Annotated in this window: 16 protein-coding genes; 7 read left to right on the top strand and 9 right to left on the bottom strand. The window is 69.5% G+C overall.

What is annotated here, in order from left to right:
• Window positions 1-24: 24 nt before the first annotated feature.
• The 8 genes from AMY39116_RS0303030 to AMY39116_RS0302995 form a co-directional block, all read right to left on the bottom strand.
• Entirely contained in the window at window positions 25-741 is a 717-nt protein-coding gene (locus AMY39116_RS0303030) for a DUF3566 domain-containing protein (RefSeq protein ID WP_017985957.1), read from the bottom strand.
• Window positions 742-3,261, bottom strand: coding sequence for a DNA gyrase subunit A (gene gyrA / locus AMY39116_RS0303025; RefSeq protein WP_020416239.1), 2,520 nt, complete (start codon window positions 3,259-3,261; stop codon window positions 742-744).
• A 43-nt stretch (window positions 3,262-3,304) separates the two neighbouring features.
• Complete coding sequence (gene gyrB, locus AMY39116_RS0303020) at window positions 3,305-5,272, bottom strand: DNA topoisomerase (ATP-hydrolyzing) subunit B (protein WP_020416238.1); 1,968 nt, start codon at window positions 5,270-5,272, stop codon at window positions 3,305-3,307.
• A 178-nt stretch (window positions 5,273-5,450) separates the two neighbouring features.
• Window positions 5,451-6,062: a DciA family protein gene (locus AMY39116_RS42135; RefSeq protein ID WP_027935582.1), complete on the bottom strand. Its 612-nt coding sequence runs from the start codon at window positions 6,060-6,062 to the stop codon at window positions 5,451-5,453.
• A gap of 115 nt (window positions 6,063-6,177) precedes the next feature.
• A complete protein-coding gene (gene recF / locus AMY39116_RS0303010) occupies window positions 6,178-7,335 on the bottom strand; it encodes a DNA replication/repair protein RecF (RefSeq protein WP_020416236.1) in 1,158 nt (385 codons plus the stop codon).
• Between the two features lie 10 nt (window positions 7,336-7,345).
• Window positions 7,346-8,236, bottom strand: a complete 891-nt coding sequence (gene gnd / locus AMY39116_RS0303005; protein WP_020416235.1) for a phosphogluconate dehydrogenase (NAD(+)-dependent, decarboxylating) — start codon at window positions 8,234-8,236, stop codon at window positions 7,346-7,348.
• Between the two features lie 31 nt (window positions 8,237-8,267).
• A complete protein-coding gene (dnaN, locus tag AMY39116_RS0303000; RefSeq protein ID WP_020416234.1) occupies window positions 8,268-9,401 on the bottom strand; it encodes a DNA polymerase III subunit beta in 1,134 nt (377 codons plus the stop codon).
• 587 nt (window positions 9,402-9,988) lie between these two features.
• Window positions 9,989-10,801, bottom strand: coding sequence for a DMT family transporter (locus AMY39116_RS0302995; protein ID WP_020416233.1), 813 nt, complete (start codon window positions 10,799-10,801; stop codon window positions 9,989-9,991).
• A gap of 74 nt (window positions 10,802-10,875) precedes the next feature.
• Here AMY39116_RS0302995 and AMY39116_RS0302990 point away from each other — a divergent pair, with 74 nt between their 5' ends.
• Entirely contained in the window at window positions 10,876-11,796 is a 921-nt protein-coding gene (locus AMY39116_RS0302990) for a LysR family transcriptional regulator (RefSeq protein ID WP_020416232.1), read from the top strand.
• On the opposite strand, the gene dnaA is transcribed toward AMY39116_RS0302990, so the two are convergent.
• Window positions 11,774-13,387: a chromosomal replication initiator protein DnaA gene (gene dnaA, locus AMY39116_RS0302985; protein WP_020416231.1), complete on the bottom strand. Its 1,614-nt coding sequence runs from the start codon at window positions 13,385-13,387 to the stop codon at window positions 11,774-11,776. The two genes, AMY39116_RS0302990 and dnaA, sit on opposite strands and share 23 nt — an antisense overlap.
• 519 nt (window positions 13,388-13,906) lie before the next feature.
• Here dnaA and rpmH point away from each other — a divergent pair.
• The 6 genes from rpmH (at window position 13,907) to rsmG (ending at window position 17,617) form a co-directional block, all read left to right on the top strand.
• Window positions 13,907-14,050 (top strand): 50S ribosomal protein L34, encoded by a 144-nt coding sequence (rpmH, locus tag AMY39116_RS0302980; protein ID WP_017985946.1) that lies wholly within the window; start codon window positions 13,907-13,909, stop codon window positions 14,048-14,050.
• A gap of 22 nt (window positions 14,051-14,072) precedes the next feature.
• On the top strand, window positions 14,073-14,492 hold the full coding sequence (gene rnpA, locus AMY39116_RS0302975; RefSeq protein WP_081617639.1) for a ribonuclease P protein component: 420 nt from the start codon (window positions 14,073-14,075) through the stop codon (window positions 14,490-14,492).
• On the top strand, window positions 14,485-14,793 hold the full coding sequence (yidD, locus tag AMY39116_RS0302970; protein ID WP_027935580.1) for a membrane protein insertion efficiency factor YidD: 309 nt from the start codon (window positions 14,485-14,487) through the stop codon (window positions 14,791-14,793). The genes rnpA and yidD overlap by 8 nt, the downstream gene beginning before the upstream one ends.
• A 4-nt stretch (window positions 14,794-14,797) precedes the next feature.
• Complete coding sequence (gene yidC / locus AMY39116_RS0302965) at window positions 14,798-15,913, top strand: membrane protein insertase YidC (protein ID WP_020416229.1); 1,116 nt, start codon at window positions 14,798-14,800, stop codon at window positions 15,911-15,913.
• A gap of 29 nt (window positions 15,914-15,942) precedes the next feature.
• On the top strand, window positions 15,943-16,479 hold the full coding sequence (locus tag AMY39116_RS0302960; protein ID WP_020416228.1) for a R3H domain-containing nucleic acid-binding protein: 537 nt from the start codon (window positions 15,943-15,945) through the stop codon (window positions 16,477-16,479).
• Window positions 16,480-16,960: 481 nt separating this feature from the next.
• Window positions 16,961-17,617 (top strand): 16S rRNA (guanine(527)-N(7))-methyltransferase RsmG, encoded by a 657-nt coding sequence (gene rsmG / locus AMY39116_RS0302955; protein ID WP_020416227.1) that lies wholly within the window; start codon window positions 16,961-16,963, stop codon window positions 17,615-17,617.
• Window positions 17,618-17,644: the final 27 nt, after the last annotated feature.

The following is a 17,644-nucleotide window of genomic DNA, read 5'->3' as shown; positions in this document are numbered from 1 at the left end:
GGAGAGAAGACTACAACATGCCTTCTACTCGCGTTCCGACAGGGTCACCTCTAGGCCTCCGGCCAGGTCGGCGGACACGTTGTAGATGAACGCGCTCACCGTGGCCAGCGCCGAGAGCAGCACGATGTTGATCGCGCCGAGGATGGCCGCGATGCCGAACACCCGGCCGGCGCTGATGAGCGGTTCGTTGGTCACGCCGGCGCCCTCGCCGGACACCAGGGACGAGTAGGTGCCGTTCAGCTTGTCCCACACGCCCATGCCGTCGAGCACCGTGTACAGCACGCCGACGGCCACCAGCCACACGAAGAACAGCGCGACACCGAGAACCAGCGACAGCTTCAGCACCGACCAGGGGTCGAACCGCTTGATCTGCAGGCTCGCCCGGCGCGGGCCGCGGCCGGGGCGGCGCAGTGCGCTGGGCGTCGAACGTCCCTTGGTGCCGGCACTGGCGACGCTCACCGTTTCCTGCCCCCTCAACCCTGACAACGCGTCGTCGCGCGCCGCGGGGTTGCCGAACAGACCCTGCGCCGCCGAACCGGTGACGACCGGCTGGTCGTCACCGTTCGAGTACAACACAGTTTTCTCGGCCTGGCCTTCCGACGACCACCCGTCCCGGTAACCGCCTGCCTTGGGGTCGGTCGTCGTGCCCTGACCGGCGTCGCGGCTCAGCCGCTGCCAGGGCGGCGTGCCCGCGTCACCGGTCTGCGCACCGTGCTGTTCGGGGTTCTCCGGTGTCGTCACTTAGCTCTCTTCCGAGACGGGTTCTTCGGTTCCTCCGTTGCCTTCACCATTACCGACGCCCGAGGGCTCATCAGCGTTGCGTGCGACCGCGAGAAGAGTCGTACCCTCGCCCAGGTTGATCAACCGCACGCCCTTCGTCTGCCTGCCCGCCTTGCGCACCTGGTCCGCGGGCGTGCGGATGACGCCGCCGCTGGAGGTGATGGCGTAGAGCTCGTCGTCGGCGTCGACGATGAGCGCCCCCACCAGCCTGCCACGCTTGCGGTCGTGCTGGATGGTCAGCACACCCTTGCCGCCGCGGCCCTGCACCGGGTAGTCCTCGATCGGCGTCCGCTTGGCGTACCCACCGTCGGTGGCGACCAGCAGGAACTTGTCCGGCTTGACCACGTTCAGCGCGAGCAGCTCGTCACCATCGTTGAACCGCATGCCGAGCACACCCGACGTCGGGCGGCCCATCGGGCGCAGCGTCTCGTCGGTGGCGTGGAACCGGATCGACTGGCCCTCGGCCGACACCAGCAGCAGGTCGTCCTCCGGGCCGGCGAGCACCGCGCCGACCAGCTCGTCGCCCTCGCGCAGGTTGATGCCGATCAGGCCGCCGGAGCGGTTCGAGTCGAACTCGCTCAGCCGCGTCTTCTTGACCAGGCCCTTCTTCGTGGCCAGCACCAGGTACGGCGCGACCTCGTAGTTCGGGATCTCGATGATCTGCGCGATCGTCTCGTCCGGCTGGAACGCCAGCAGGTTCGCGACGTGCTGACCGCGGGCGGCGCGGTTGGCCTCGGGCAGCTCGTACGCCTTCGCGCGGTAGACGCGGCCCTTGTTCGTGAAGAACAGGATCCAGTCGTGCGTCGAGCACACGAAGAAGTGCTGGACGATGTCGTCCTGCTTGAGCTGCGCGCCCTGCACGCCCTTGCCACCGCGGCGCTGCGAGCGGTACAGGTCGGTCTTGGTGCGCTTCGCGTAGCCGGTGCGCGTGATGGTGACCACCACGTCCTCGACCGCGATCAGGTCCTCGACCGACACGTCGCCGTCGAACGGGATGATCTGGGTGCGCCGGTCGTCGCCGAACTTGTCGACGATCTCGGTCAGCTCGTCCTTGACGATCTGCCGCTGGCGCTCCGGCTTGTCCAGGATGTCCTGCAGGTCGGCGATCTCCAGCTCGATCTTCGCCAGTTCGTCGACGATCTTCTGGCGCTCCAGGGCAGCCAGGCGGCGCAACTGCATGTCCAGGATCGCGGTGGCCTGGATCTCGTCGATGTCCAGCAGCTCGATCAGGCCGGTGCGCGCCTCGTCGACCGTCGGCGACCGGCGGATCAACGCGATGACCTCGTCCAGCTGGTCCAGCGCCTTGACCAGACCACGCAGGATGTGGGCGCGTTCCTCGGCCTTGCGCAGGCGGAACCGGGTCCGCCGGACGATGACCTCGATCTGGTGCTTGACGTAGTGCCGGACGACCTGGTCCAGCCGCAGCGTCCGCGGCACGCCGTCGACGAGCGCCAGCATGTTGACGCCGAAGTTGTACTGCAGCTGGGTGTGCTTGTAGAGGTTGTTCAGCACGACCTTGGCGACCGCGTCCCGCTTGAGCGTGACCACGATCCGCATGCCGCGACGGCTGTTGGACTCGTCGGCGATGTCCGCGATGCCGGTCAGCTTCCCGTCCCGCACCAGGCTGGCGATGTTCTCCACCAGGTTGTCCGGGTTGACCTGGTAGGGCAGCTCGGTGACGACCAGCGTCGTGCGGCCGCGGGCGTCCTCCTCGACCTCGACCACCGCGCGCATCCGGATCGAACCGCGGCCGGTGCGGTAGGCCTCCTCGATGCCGGAGGTGCCCAGGATCAGGCCCTTCGTCGGGAAGTCCGGGCCCTTGATCCGCTGCATCAGCGCGGCCAGCGTCTCGTCGTCGCCGGCCTCCCAGTTGTCCAGCGCCCACACGACACCCTCGGCGACCTCGCGCAGGTTGTGCGGCGGGATGTTGGTCGCCATGCCGACCGCGATGCCCGACGTGCCGTTGACCAGCAGGTTCGGGATCCGCGACGGCAGGACGTCCGGCTCCTGCGTGCGGCCGTCGTAGTTGGGCGAGAAGTCGACGGTCTCCTCTTCGATGTCCCGCAGCATCTCCATGGCCAGCGGGTCGAGCCGCGACTCGGTGTACCGCATGGCCGCCGCGGGGTCGTTGCCCGGCGAGCCGAAGTTGCCCTGGCCGTCGATCAGCGGGTACCGCAGCGCCCACGGCTGGGCCAGCCGCACGAGGGCGTCGTAGATCGCCGAGTCGCCGTGCGGGTGGTAGTTGCCCATCACGTCGCCGACCACGCGCGAGCACTTGTTGTACCCGCGCTCCGGCCGGAACCCCGAGTCGTACATCGAGTAGAGGACGCGGCGGTGCACCGGCTTGAGGCCGTCCCGCACGTCCGGCAGCGCGCGCGACACGATCACGCTCATCGCGTACTCGATGTACGAGCGCTGCATCTCATGCTGGATGTCGACCGGCTCGGTGCGGTCGTGTTCCGGCGGCAAGGTTTCCGTCATGGGGTCCTTCTACTGACGAATGGGAAAAGGAGGCGGGGGCGCGCTACACGTCGAGGAAGCGGACGTCCTTGGCGTTGCGGGTGATGAACGAGCGCCGGGCTTCGACGTCCTCGCCCATCAGGACGCTGAACAGCTCGTCCGCCGCGGCGGCATCGTCCAGCGTGACCTGCAGCAGCAGCCGGCGGGACGGGTCCATCGTGGTCTCCCACAGCTCTTCGGCGTTCATCTCGCCGAGACCCTTGTACCGCTGGATGCCGTCTTCCTTCGGCACCTTGCGGCCGGCTTCGGCGCCGGCCGCGAGCAGACCGTCGCGCTCCTTGTCCGAGTACGCGTACTCCGGCTCCGACCGCGGCCACTTGATCTTGTAGAGCGGCGGCTGCGCGAGGTAGACATGGCCGTGCTCGATCAGCGGGCGCATGAACCGGAACAGCAGCGTCAGCAGCAGGGTGCGGATGTGCTGGCCGTCGACGTCGGCGTCGGCCATCAGCACGATCTTGTGGTACCGCAGCTTGGAGAGGTCGAAGTCGTCGTGGATGCCGGTGCCCAGCGCGGTGATCAGCGACTGGACCTCGTTGTTCTTGAGCACCCGGTCGATGCGGGCCTTCTCCACGTTGATGATCTTGCCCCGGATCGGCAGGATCGCCTGGAACCGCGACTCCCGCCCCTCCTTGGCCGACCCGCCCGCGGAGTCACCCTCCACGATGTAGAGCTCGCACTCCTCCGGGTTGGTCGACTGGCAGTCCTTGAGCTTGCCGGGCAGGCCGCCGATCTCCAGCGCGCCCTTGCGGCGCACCAGGTCGCGCGCCCGGCGGGCGGCCATCCGCGCCTGCGCGCTGGACAGCGCCTTGTTGATGATCGTCTTGGCTTCGGCCGGGTTGCGCTCGAACCAGTCGGACAGCCACTCGTTGGTCTTGGACTGGACGAACGACTTGGCCTCGCTGTTGCCCAGCTTGGTCTTGGTCTGGCCCTCGAACTGCGGCTCGGCCAGCTTGATCGAGATGATCGCGGTCAGGCCCTCGCGCACGTCGTCGCCGGAGAGGTTCTCGTCCTTCTCCTTGAGGAGTTTCTTGTCCCGCGCGTACGCGTTGACCACGCGGGTCAGCGCAGCGCGGAAGCCCTCCTCGTGGGTCCCACCCTCATGGGTGTTGATGGTGTTGGCGAAGGTGTGCACCGACGGCGTGAACGAGTTGTTCCACTGCATCGCGACCTCGACCTCGAGGCCGTCGCCCTTGGCGTCGAAGCAGATGATGCTGGAGTGGATCGGGTCCTTCGAGCCGTTGATGTGCTTGACGAAGTCCTCGAGCCCGCCCGGGTAGTGGTAGACGCGCTCCTTGACCCGCGCCTGCTTGCCGTCGGCGTCGGCCTCGGTCTCCGCCTCGGTGACCCGCTCGTCGCGCAACGTGATGCTCAGGCCCTTGTTCAGGAAGGCCATCTCCTGCAGGCGGCGCGAGACCGTCTCGGTGTTGTACGTCGTGGTCTCGAAGATGTCCGGGTCGGCCCAGAAGGTGGTGGAGGTGCCGGTGCCCTCGGCGGGGCCGACCTCCTCCAGCGGGCCGGGCTTGGAGTGGTCGTAGTGCTGGCGCCACTTCTTGCCGTCGCGGGAGACCTCGACGTCGAGCGCCCTGGACAGGGCGTTGACGACGGAGACACCGACGCCGTGCAGACCGCCGGACACCGCGTAGCTCTCGCTGTCGAACTTGCCGCCCGCGTGCAGCACGGTGTGCACGATCTCCAGCGTCGACTTCTTGTGGACCGGGTGCTCCTCGACGGGGATGCCGCGGCCGTCGTCGACCACGCGGACGCCGCCGTCGGCGAGGAGGGTGACCTCGACCTTCGTCGCGTAGCCAGCCATGGCCTCGTCGACCGAGTTGTCGACGACCTCCCAGATCAGGTGGTGCAGACCGCGTTCACCGGTGGAACCGATGTACATGCCTGGCCGCTTGCGGACCGCCTCGAGACCCTCGAGCACCGTGATGGAGGACGCGTTGTAGTCGTTCTGCTGAGCTGCCACGAGCCTGCTTTCTCCTCAGTCTTGCCCAAGGGACTCCCCCACTGCCCTCCAGTCTACTTGGCCAGCTCCGCTGACATGCCGCAAGGACACCCCTGATTTCGTCACAGAGGCCCGAACGCGAGCGTCGCCGGGTCCGGCGCTATCCGGCGGGGGTCGAGCCGCGATACGACGCGCTCAGTCACCCATAGGTGTCGCGCGGCCCGCGACCGGGCACGTGCCGCGGGCCCTTCCGCCAGCTCGGGGCGGTCGGGCCGTGGATGCGCATGCGCTTGACCACACCGTGCCCCACCCCGGCGGCGATCTTGGCGATGAGCTGGCTCTGCAGCAGGCGCAGCTGCGTGGCCCACGCGGTCGAGTCGGCGCGGACGGTGAGCTCGCCGTCCTTCAGCGTCACCGGCTGGGCGTGCTCGGCGACGTCCTCGCCGACCAGGCGGGCCCACTCGCCGAAGACCCGGCTGCTGGTCACGCGCTCCTGCCAGCCGCGTTCGGCGACCAGCCGCCCGACGAGGCGGCCGAACGGCTGCGGGTCGCGGGCGTCCGGGCCGGCTCCCGACCAGCGGCGCCGGCGCGGGCTCTGGCCGCCGAGCTCGAACTTCCGCCTGCCCGGCTCGGTGCCCCTGGCGTCGGCCTTGGCGCGAGCGGCGGCCAGTGCGGAGCGGACGAGATCACGTCCGGTAGTGTTCCCGTTCGGCCCAGCCGGGACGTCACCGTCCGTGTCTGATCCACTCTTCTGGGGAGTCTGCGCCGCTTGTGGCGCGGTTGAAGATCGCTCGTTTGGCCGCTTGGTCACGCGGGGCGATAACGCGTTCACCGTGTTATCCACACTATCCACAGAGTTGTCCCCAGATCGGTGGGTAACTCCTGTGTCGCCGGTCACTCGCCGTGGCTCATCAGGCCGTTCGTCATCAGGCACTGCGCACCTCCCCGTCGGCGACGGTGAACCGGACCCCGGCGAGTTCCGCTGGCACGTCCTCGTCCACCGCCGCGGTGACCAGCACCTGTTCGGCACCCGCGGCCACCTCGGCCAGCCGTGACCGGCGCCGCCGGTCGAGCTCGGCGAAGACGTCGTCGAGCAGGAGCACCGGCTCACCCGCTTCCCGCCGCAGCAGCTCGTAGGACGCCAGCCGCAGCGCGAGGGCGAACGACCAGGATTCCCCATGGCTCGCGTAGCCCTTCGCGGGGGCCTCGCCGAGGATGATTTCCAGCTCGTCGCGGTGCGGCCCGACCAGGCTGATCCCCCGTTCCAGCTCCTGCTGCCGGACCTGCGCCATCGCCTCCACCAGGATACCGGTGAGGACCTCCGGTTCGGCGCGTTTCCCGTCCGGAACCCCGTACCCCTCGGGCAGTGCCGCGCCGAGGCTGGACCGGTACGAGATCTTCGCCGGCCGCGAGTCGGGCGCCACCCCGGCGTAGGCCGCGGTGGTGTGCGGCCCGAGGTCGGCGACCAGGTCGAGCCGCGCGGCGAGCAGCTGGGCGCCGACCACCGAGAGGTGGTTGTCCCACACCTCCAGGGTCGACAGCGCGTACGGGTCGTCGCGCGCCGCACCCTTCTTCTTGCCCGCCGTCTTCAACAACGCGTTGCGCTGCTTGAGGATCCGCTCGTAGTCCGCGCGCACCCCCGCGTACCGGGGCGCGCGCTGCACCAGCAGCTCGTCCATGAACCGGCGGCGCTCACCCGGGTCGCCGCGCACCAGCGCCAGGTCCTCCGGGGAGAACAACACGGTGCGCAGGATCCCGAGGATGTCCCGCGGCTTCCCGACCGCGCCCCGGTTGACCCGGGCGCGGTTCGCCCGGCCGGGGTTGATCTCCAGCTCGACGGTCAGCTCGCGATCCTCGTTGACCACGGCCGCCCGCACGAGTGCCCGCTCACAACCGTGCCGCACCAGCGGGGCGTCCGTCGCGACCCGGTGCGACCCGAGGGTCGCCAGGTAGCCGATCGCCTCCAGCAGGTTGGTCTTCCCGCGGCCGTTCTGGCCGACGAGGACCGTCGGTCCGGGGGTGAGCGGCAGGTCAGCGTGCTCCCAGGAGCGGAAGTCGGTGACCTGCAGGTGCCGTATGTGCACGGCTGGGTGCCTACTCGCCGGCCTTCTTAACGGCGTGGCCGCCGAACTGGTTGCGCAGCGCCGCGACGGCGCGCATGGCGGACGAGTCCTTCCGCCGCGAGGCGAACCGCGCGAACAGGGCGGCCGAGATCACCGGCGCCGGCACCGCGTGGTTGATGGCCTCCTCCAGCGTCCACCGGCCCTCGCCGGAGTCCTCGACGTAGCCCTCGAGGTCGTCCAGCTCCGGGTCCTCGTCCAGCGCCCGCACCAGCAGGTCGAGCAGCCAGGACCGGACGACGGTGCCGCGCTGCCAGCCCTTGATCACGGCCGGCACGTCCTCGACGACCTTCGCGGCCTCGAGCAGCTCGAAGCCTTCGGCGTAGGCCTGCATCAGGCCGTACTCGATGCCGTTGTGGATCATCTTCGCGTAGTGGCCCGCGCCGACCGAGCCGGCGTGCGAGAAGCCCTCCTCGCGCGGGCCGTCCGGGCGCAGCGCGTCGAAGATCGGCATGGCGCGCTCGACGAGCTCCTTGTCGCCGCCGACCATCAGGCCGTAGCCGTTCTCCTTGCCCCACACGCCACCGGACACACCGCAGTCGAGGTAGCCGATGCCCTTCGCGGACAGCACCTCGGCGTTGTGCTTGTCGTCGGTGAACCGGGAGTTGCCGCCGTCGATCACCAGATCGCCCTCGGCGAGCAGCTCACCCAGCTCGGCCACCGTCTCACGGGTCGGCCCGCCCGCGGGGACCATCACCCAGACGATCCGCGGGGCGTCCAGTTTGGACACCATGTCGGCGAGCGAGGTCGAGTCCGAGACCGCCTGGTTGCGGTCGAAGCCGACCACCTCGTGCCCGGCGGCGCGCAGCCGCTCGCGCATGTTGAAGCCCATCCGGCCGAGGCCGACCAGTCCCAGCTGAACCATGGAACTCCCCTTCGTGCTTTCTCCGTCGCGGTCAGCCGGGTAGGCGGACCGGCATCAGTAGATAGAGGTAACCAGGAACGACCTGGCCCTGCTCATCGGCCGGCTTGATCAAAGCCGGACGGTTCGGGGTGGTGAAGGTCAGCTCGGCGCGGTCGTGGTGCAGCGCGCCCAGGCCGTCGACGAGGTAGCCCGGGTTGAACGCGATCGTCACCGGCTCGCCTTCGTACTCCACCGGCAGCTCCTCTTCGGCGCTGCCCTCGTCGTCGCCGCCGGCCGACAGGCGCAGCGAGTTGTTGCCGAACTCCAGCCGGACCTGGGTACCCCGCTCCGCCACCAGCGACACACGTTTGATCGCCTCCGAGAGCGGGGACACCTCGATCACCGCGCGGGAGGAGTGCTGGTTCGGGAGGAGCTGCCGGTATGGCGGGAACTCGGCGTCGAGCAGCCGGGTGGTCGTGTAGCGGCCGTTGCCGGACAGGCCGAGCAGGCCCTCGCCGCTGGCGAGCCCGACGGACACCTTGTTGCCCGCGGTGCCGAGCGACTTGGCCGCCTCGGCGAGGGTGCGCGCCGGGACGAGCACCGCGGCGTCGGCCAGACCCTCGGCGGGCTCCCACGCGAATTCGCGCATCGCCAGGCGGAAGCGGTCGGTGGCGACGAGGGTGAGCGAGTTGCCGGAGATCTCCAGCCGCATGCCGGTCAGCATCGGCAGGGTGTCGTCCTTGCCCGCCGCGACGGCGACCTGGGTGACCGCCTGGCCGAACGCCTCGCCCGCGACCTCGCCGGCGAACGTCGGCTGGGCCGGCAGCTGCGGGTAGTCCTCGACCGGCATGGTCGGCAGGCTGAACCGGGCGCTGCCGCAGGTGATGGAGGCGCGGGAGCCCTCGACGGAGATCTCGACCGGCTGGGCCGGGAGCGCCTTGGTGATGTCGGCGAGCAGCCGCCCGGACACCAGCAGCCTGCCGCCGTCGGCGATCGTCGCCGGGACGCCGACCGTCGCGGACACCTCGTAGTCGAAGCCGGAGACGGTGAGCGCGTCGGTGGAGCCGTCGGATCCGGCGTCGAGCAGCACCCCGCCCAGGACCGGGACCGGTGGCCTCGACGGCAGGCTGCGTGCCACCCACGCGACGGCGTCCGCGAGCCCGTCGCGCTCGACGCGGATCTTCATGTGCCCATCCTTTCGACAGCCGAGCCCCTCATCGCGGCCCGAGAAGATCGACAAACGTCCCCGGGCAGGCCTCGAGCAGCGCGCTGGCCAGGGATCTCGCAGTGTGGTGTGGCCCGGTGCCGATGTCGCCAACGACGAGCGGGCTGGGTGTGGATACCCACGTTAGAACGTGAGCGGCACCGGCGTCACTCGGGGCAGCCCATCGATTTGTCGATAAGACGATCTCGTCCGGAGCTCTGTCCCCATGTCCACAGCCCCCTGTTTTTCTCCGAAGGACTTCTTGAGAAAAAACCAAGGGCAGTGACAGTAATAGGGGCTGTGGATTCTGGGGACTACTGCCGTCGTCGCAGGTCCGCTCGCGCGGCGGGGTGTGGACATCTGTGGAGTACTACCGGTGGACAACTCGGGCCGTCCGTGGACAACTTCGGGCGCTCCCCAACTGATCCACAGTTGTCCCCAGCTGTCCACAGAACTGTCCCCAGTTGTGGGGATGTTCGTCCCCATGGCCGCGCACAGACGCGGTCGCTGTGGAACCAACCCAGTGGGTGACCGCGCTCGCGTCGATCGATGCGTTCTCGTTACTGGGATCACAGATTTCGCGCCGCAGCGCGGCCCGCCGCGGCCGCACTCGCTGTCACACAAGCGATCCCGGCCCACGCGGCGAACGGCAGCCGCTCACCGAGCACGAGCGCGCCGGCCACTCCCGCCACTGCCGCTTCGAGGCTCTCCAGCACCGCGACCGTGCGCGGTGGAACCCGGCGCAGCGCGGCGAGATCGAGCGAGTACGGGATCACGGCCGACAGCACCGCGACGCCGAATCCCGCCAGCAGCAAGGAAGGCCGCCACACCGGCGCGGTCACGCCGAAGGGCAGCGCGAGGATCGCGGCCACCGTCACCGCGAGCGCGAGCATCGATCCATCCGGGACACTCGCGCCGACTTTCCGGCTCAGCACCAGGTATCCGCCCATCGACACGGCGGACAGCAGAGCGAGCGCGACTCCGGCCGCCGGAAGCGTCGTCCCGGACGGCGAATGGAACAGCCACACCCCGAAGGCGGCGACCAGAGCGAAACCGACGTCACGCGCGCGCCGTGCCGTCGCCACCGCGACCCCCAGCGGACCTAGCAACTGCAACGCGCTCGCCACGCCCAGCGGCAGGAAACCCAGCGCCGGGTAGATCAGGTTCATCCCGGCGATCGCCACGCCGAAACCCAGCACCGGCGGCAGGTTGCGGCGCGACGGCAACGCCGGGCGGTGGATCGCCAGCAGCACGAGCGCGGCGAAGGAGAGCCGCAAGGCGACCACCCCGCCGGGGCCGGCCGCGGCGAAGAGCTGCTTCCCGAACGCCTGCCCGGTCTGCACGCTGACGACGCTGCCGAGGACGAGAAGTGCGGCTCCCATGCCGTCGAGTCTTGGCGCGGACCCGGTGAAGATCCATCGAGACTTCGCGCACGGAACTCTTTAGCCTCCACTACATGATCGACCTCCGGCGCCTGAGCGTCCTCCGGGTACTGGCCGAGCACGGCACCGTCACGGCCGCCGCGGAGGCGCTGCACCTGACCCCGTCGGCGGTCTCGCAGCAACTCCGGTTGCTCGCCAAGGAGGTCGGTGTCGAACTGCTGCGCCGCGATGGCCGCCGCGTCCGGTTGACCCCCGCCGCGGTGGTGTTGCTCGAGCACGCGGATTCGCTGTTCGCGCAATGGGAACGGGCGCGGGCCGACCTGACCGCGGGCGAAGAGGTCGGCGCCGTGCGCATGTGCGGCGTCTCGTCGACGGTCGCCGCGTTGCTCGGTCCTGCGGTCACGCGGCTGCGGCAGGAGCACCCGCGGCTGACGGCGCGCGTAATAGAAGAGGAAAGCGCTGACTGCTACGAGCTGTTGCTCGCCGAGGCGGCCGACATCGCCGTCGTGCTGCCCACGCCCGAAGCGCCGCCCGTCGACGACCCCCGCTTCACGCAGTGGCCGCTCCTCGACGACCCGCAGGACCTCCTCGTCGCCGCCGGGCATCCGCTGACGCGGCAGGACGCGGTGGAACTCGCCGACGCCGCGCGTGAACCGTGGATCGTGAAGCCGCGCCACAACGACACGTACACGCTCCTGCAAGCCGCTTGTGCCGCCGCCGGTTTCACGCCGCGCATCGCGCACGAAGCCAAGGAGTGGTTCGCGGTGTCCGCGCTCGTCGCCGCCGGGCTCGGGGTGTGCCTCGTGCCGCGGCTCGCTCCCCTGCCACCGCAGCACGAGGTGGTGCGGATTCCGTTGCGCGGCAACCCGCGTCCGTCGCGGCGCATCGTCGGCTGCGTCCGGCGCGGGAGCGAGGAGCAGTGGCCGATCGCCCGCGCGATCGCGGCGATCGAAGCGGTGTGCGCGGAGCGGGCTACTGACGGGCGCGCTGTTTGATGCGCGCGGTGAGTTCCTGCACCTGGTCGTAGATCCGCCGGCGCTCGGCCATCTCCTTGCGGATCTTCTTGTCCGCGTGCATGACCGTCGTGTGGTCGCGGCCGCCGAACGTCTGCCCGATCTTCGGCAGCGACATGTCCGTCAGCTCGCGGCACAGGTACATCGCGATCTGCCGCGCCGTGGCAAGGGCTTTCGTCTTGCCGGGGCCGCACAGGTCGTCGACCGTCACGTCGAAGAACTCGGCCGTGGTGGCCATGATCGTCGGCGCGCTGATCTCCGGCGCCTGCGAGTCCGGGATCAGGTCGCGCAGCACGATCTCGGCGAGACCGACGTCCACCGGCTGCTGGTTCAGCGACGCGAACGCGGTGACGCGGATGAGCGCGCCCTCCAGTTCGCGGATGTTCGCCTCCACGCGCGAGGCGATGAACTCGAGCACGTCACCCGGCACGGCCAGCCGGTCCTGCGCCGCCTTCTTGCGGAGGATCGCGATGCGCGTCTCCAGTTCGGGCGGCTGGATGTCGGTGATGAGGCCCCACTCGAACCGCGTGCGCAGCCGGTCCTCCAGGGTCTCCAGCCGCTTCGGCGGCCGGTCCGAGGACACCACGATCTGCTTGTTCGAGTTGTGCAGCGTGTTGAAGGTGTGGAAGAACTCCTCCTGAGTACCTTCCTTGCCCTCCAGGAACTGGATGTCGTCGACGAGCAGGATGTCGATGTCCCGGTAGCGCCGCTGGAACGCCACCTTCCGGTCGTCGCGCAGCGAGTTGATGAAGTCGTTGGTGAACTCTTCGGTCGAGACGTAGCGCACGCGCATGCCGGGGAAGAGCCGCTGAGCGTAGTGCCCGACGGCGTGCAGCAGGTGCGTCTTGCCCAGCCCGGACTCGCCCCAGATGAACAGCGGGTTGTACGCGCGGGAGGGCGCCTCGGCGACGGCGAACGCGGCCGCGTGCGCGAAGCGGTTGGACGCGCCGATGACGAACGTGTCGAACGTGTACTTCTCGTTGAGCCGCGTCTTCGACGTCTCCGGCTGGGCCGGCGCGGTGTAGGGCTGGCCCGCGCTCGGCTGGCCGGAGAACATCGGCCAGATCTCGTGCGCGGCGGCCAGGGCCTCGCCCTCTTCGTCGACTTCCTCGTCGCCGTCGTCCTCGGGCAGGACGGCCTTCACCGGTTCCGGCGGGTGCGCCCGGACCCGCCGCAGCGGCGGGAGCATGCCGTCGTCGAGCGGCGGCATCTTCGGGGGCATCACCGGCGCCTCGGCCGCGGCGACGGGCGCCGTTTCCACCCGGGCGGGTGACGGGTACGGGGCGGGCGGCGGAGGAGGCGGGGTCACCTCGGCGGTGTCGACCTTCACGGCCAGCGAGACGGGACGGCCGAGCCGGCGCGAGAGCGCGTGCGTGATCGGGTCCCGCAGGGCGCGCTCGATCGCTTCCTTGGCGAAGTCACTCGGGGCGGCGAGCAGGGCCGTGCCGTCGAGCAGGCCGATCGGGCGGGTGACTCGCATCCAGGCCCGCTGCTGAGGCGAAAGCGTGCCGTCCGACAGCTCCCGGACCACCTGGTCCCAGACCACGCCCAGATTCAACTGGTGCTCGGACACCGACTTCGTCCCCTCCCCTCGTCACCCCGGACGACCCCACCGACCTCGAAGAACACCCGAGCCGGGCGCCTGGCTCACTCACACGAGCGGCGCCTCGCGGCCCCCTGGTCACCGCGCGCAGCAAGTATCCACAGAGTTGTCCACAACTGTGCACTAATGTACGGCGGCCCGCAGTCACTCCACCTGCGGGTGCGAACCTACGCCAGCCAGAGCCTCCACACCTTCTTACGGCGGCGCCGAGCACCTCGAACGGGTGACCCAAGAGGAGACACGCTAACAAAGGCCCGTGCCGTGCCACAAGGCACCGTGGGAGCCAGGATGGCATGCCTCACGTGGCGTCGCCACTCGGTCCCCCGCTGTGGTTGAGGGGGCCGGTTGCCGGGCCGGTGAGCGGGGTGCGTACTCTCGATAAGTCTCCCGCGCGCGACGGGTTTGTTCGCATGCGCGCGATTCGAGACACCCCCGAGCTGATCGGTGGCTCCAGCTTGCCGCCGAGTATGTCGAGACCAGGAGTTAGCAGTGAGCAAGGGTAAGCGCACCTTCCAGCCGAACAACCGTCGACGCGCCCGGACCCACGGCTTCCGGCTGCGGATGCGCACCCGCGCCGGTCGCGCGATCCTGTCGGCCCGCCGTCGCAAGGGCCGCGAGAAGCTGTCCGCCTGATAGCGCCGTTCCGAGGCGCGACGTGCTGCCCCGTGCCGCCCGGTTGCGGCGCAGTGAGGACTTCCGCGAGGTCATGCGCAGGGGTGCTCGGGCAGGTCGGCGCCGCCTCGTGGTGCACGCGGTTCAGTCCACCGACCCGTCCGCGGGAACGCCGCGGGCGGGTTTTGTGGTGAGCAAGGCCGTGGGCAACTCAGTTGTGCGCCACCGGGTGACCCGGCGCCTGCGGCATCTCGTCATGCAGCGCCTCGGAACCGTGCCGCCCGGCAGTTCGTTGGTCGTGAGGGCCCTGCCGCCGGCGGCCACCGCGTCCAGTGCCGAACTCGGTGCCGATCTGGACGCGGCGCTGAAACGGCTGAGCCTGCTCCCGGGCCGCCCATCCGACGGCCCGGCGACACCCCGGCCGGACACGGCCGCGGACATGAGGGGCCACGCCGGTGAATGACGCCAGCACCGATGCACCGCGGAAGGTCGAGCGCCCTGGGCCGGTCGCCCAGGTGTTGTTGCTCCCGCTGCGGTTCTACCGCCGTTTCATCTCGCCCTACCTCCCGCCGAGCTGCCGCTTCTACCCCAGCTGCAGCACGTACGCGGTCGAGGCTCTGACCCGCTTCGGCGCCGCGAAGGGCAGTTACCTCGCCCTCCGACGGCTGCTGCGCTGCGGCCCGTGGACGATGCCCGGCCGCGACCCGGTGCCTGAGGTGTTCTCGTGGCGCCACCAGAGACCTGGTTTGTCAACCGAGGAGTAGCTCAGTGCTCGACTTCATCTACTACCCCGTGTCCTTCATCCTGTGGTGTTGGCACAAGGTCTTCGGGTTCGTCTTCGGGGCCGACAACGCGATCACCTGGCTCCTGGCGATCATCTTCCTGACCTTCACGGTTCGCGGCATCATGTTCAAGCCGTTCGTGAACCAGGTCCGGTCGATGAAGAAGATGCAGGAGTTCGCGCCGGAACTGAAGAAGATTCAGAAGAAGTACGCGAACGACCGCCAGCGCCAGGCGATGGAGATGCAGAAGCTCCAGAAGGAGCACGGCGTCAACCCGCTGGGCAGCTGCCTGCCGATGCTGCTGCAGATCCCGGTGTTCATCGGTCTGAACTGGGTGCTGCGCGCGTTCTCCATCCAGCCCGCGGACGGCAGCCCGAAGACGGAGAACTACTTCTTCGACCAGGCCGGCGTCGAGTCGTACGTGCACGCGAAGCTGTTCGGCGTCAACATCGGCGATGCCATCCACAACGCCTCGATGCTGGGCGGTCAGGGCGGCGGCTGGCACTGGCACGTCGCACCGGTCGCGATCCCGCTGATGATCCTCGCGTCGGTCCTGACCCACCTGACCGCGCGGCACTCGGCGCAGCGGCAGAACCTGAACCCCGAGGCGATCACGCCGCAGACGCAGATGATGCAGCGGCTGACGATGTACATCTTCCCGCTCGGTGTTCTGGTGTTCGGTGCGTTCTTCCCGATCGGTCTGCTCGTCTACTGGCTGGCGAACAACGGCTGGACCCTGATGCAGCAGCGCCTGGTCTACACGCGCATCGACAAGGAAGAGGCGCAGAAGAAGGCCGAGGCCGCCGAGAAGCGCAACTCGCTGGCGCCGCGCCCGGGTGCGAAGCCGAAGCCGGGCCAGAAGCCGGTCCAGCCGAAGAAGACGGACGACGGTGACGGCGCGGCCGACAAGCCGGCCGCCGACGGCAAGCCGGCCGCCGACGGCAAGGCGACCGGGCAGAAGCCGGGTTCGAAGGCCGGCTCCCCGCACCGCTTCCCGCAGCAGGGGCAACGCCCGCAGAACGGCTCGGCGCAGAAGCGCAAGAAGCCTTCGCAGGGCGGCAAGAACTCAGGACAGAAGGGCTCGGGGCAGAAGCGCCGCTGAGCGCTGGAGCCCGGTGAAAGGAGATGACGATGGCGGAGACGGTCGAAGCGATCGACGCTGACGACGAGGCGCCCGCTGCGGAGGCGACGGGTTCGTCGACGGAGGACCTGCTGGTCCGCGAGGGCGACATCGCGGGCGACTACCTGGAGCGGCTGCTGGACCTGCTCGACTACGACGGGGACATCGACCTCGACGTGGAGAGCGGCCGCGCGATCGTGAGCATCGACGGCGGTGACGATCTGGAGAAGCTGGTCGGCGGACGCGGCCAGGTGCTCGAGGCGCTGCAGGAACTGACGCGGCTCGCGGTGCAGCAGGAGACCGGCACCCGGAGCCGGCTGATGCTCGACATCGCCGGCTGGCGGGCCGGCCGCCGCGCCGAGCTGAGCGAGCTGGGCCGCACGACGGCCGAGACGGTCAAGGCGACGGGCGAGAAGGTGCGGCTGCAGCCGATGAGCCCGTTCGAGCGAAAGGTCGTCCACGACGCGGTGGCCGCCGTGGGCGGCGTCAAGAGCGAAAGCGAGGGCGAGGAGCCCAAGCGGCGTGTCGTGGTGATGCCGGACGCGTAGGCGTTCAGGTTTCTCGGAAGGCGGCCCACTTCGGTGGGCCGCCTTTCTTATGTCCGCGATTTCGAGCGGTGGTTCTCTGGCGGTGGCGACGAGGTGTGCCGCCGTAGGCGCGTCAGAGCGATGGCTGCTCCTGTGCCCGCAAGTCCGAGCGGCGGCCGGCTCGCGGCTTGCTGCGAAACGGCCCAGCCGTGGTACCGCGCGGGTTGGCGGTTCTCGCGGTGGCTCCGCTCGACACGGCGCCGCGCATTGCGCGGATGCGAGACTGTCGGAAGGTGCTCACTTCGTGCGGGTCGGGCGGCGACTCGCGGACGGGGTCGCGTCTATGACTGTGCGTCGGTTTCACGTGGAACCAGCCGCTGACACTCCTCGGGGCAGTTTCACGTGAAACCGTCCACAGTTGCGGTCCGCCTCCCCGCGATGATGTTCGCGTCGTGGAGAATCGGGGGCGTTGGTCGTTTCACGTGAAACCCGAGGAGTGCTAGTGGTGCCGGTGCCCGACGTGGCGGGGCGAGTGTTCGGCGATGGCCTCGATCAGGCCGTCGCCTTCGCTGAGATGCTCGAGCGGTTCGGCGTCGAGCGGGGGTTGATCGGGCCGCGTGAGGTGGAGCGGCTTTGGGATCGGCACCTGCTGAACTCCGCCGTCGTCGGTGAGCGGATCGCGGCTGGCGTCCGGGTGATCGACGTCGGGTCCGGCGCCGGCTTTCCCGGGGTGCCGCTCGCCATCGCGCGGCCGGATCTGGAGGTCGTTCTCGTCGAGCCCATGGCTCGGCGCGCCGACTGGTTGAACGAAGTCGCCGAGACCATCAAACTGGACGTCACCGTCGTCCGCGGCCGGGCGGAGGAGAAGGCACTCCGGGATCGCGTCGGGACCGCGGACGTCGTCACCTCGCGGGCCGTCGCTCCGCTCGCGCGATTGGCGGGCTGGTGCCTCCCCCTCGTCCGGGAGGGTGGCATGATGCTCGCAGTCAAGGGAGCTAGTGCCCGGGACGAAGTTGCCCGTGATGCGAAGGCGGTTGCCCGCGTCGGTGGGGGTGCTCCAACGGTCTCTGAATGCGGGGTCGGCGTGCTCGAAACGCCGACGACCGTGGTGCGGGTGGAGCGCGTACGAAGTGCCCGTCGCCCGCGCCGTGCGGGATGACAGGATGGCGTACTGGATGGCTTGTGG

The organism is Amycolatopsis sp. ATCC 39116 (genome assembly GCF_000231075.2).
Taxonomy (GTDB): Bacteria; Actinomycetota; Actinomycetes; order Mycobacteriales; family Pseudonocardiaceae; genus Amycolatopsis_E; species Amycolatopsis_E tucumanensis.
The sequence above is the reverse complement of the archived record's forward strand: the minus strand, read 5'-3'. Positions and strand labels throughout refer to the sequence as shown.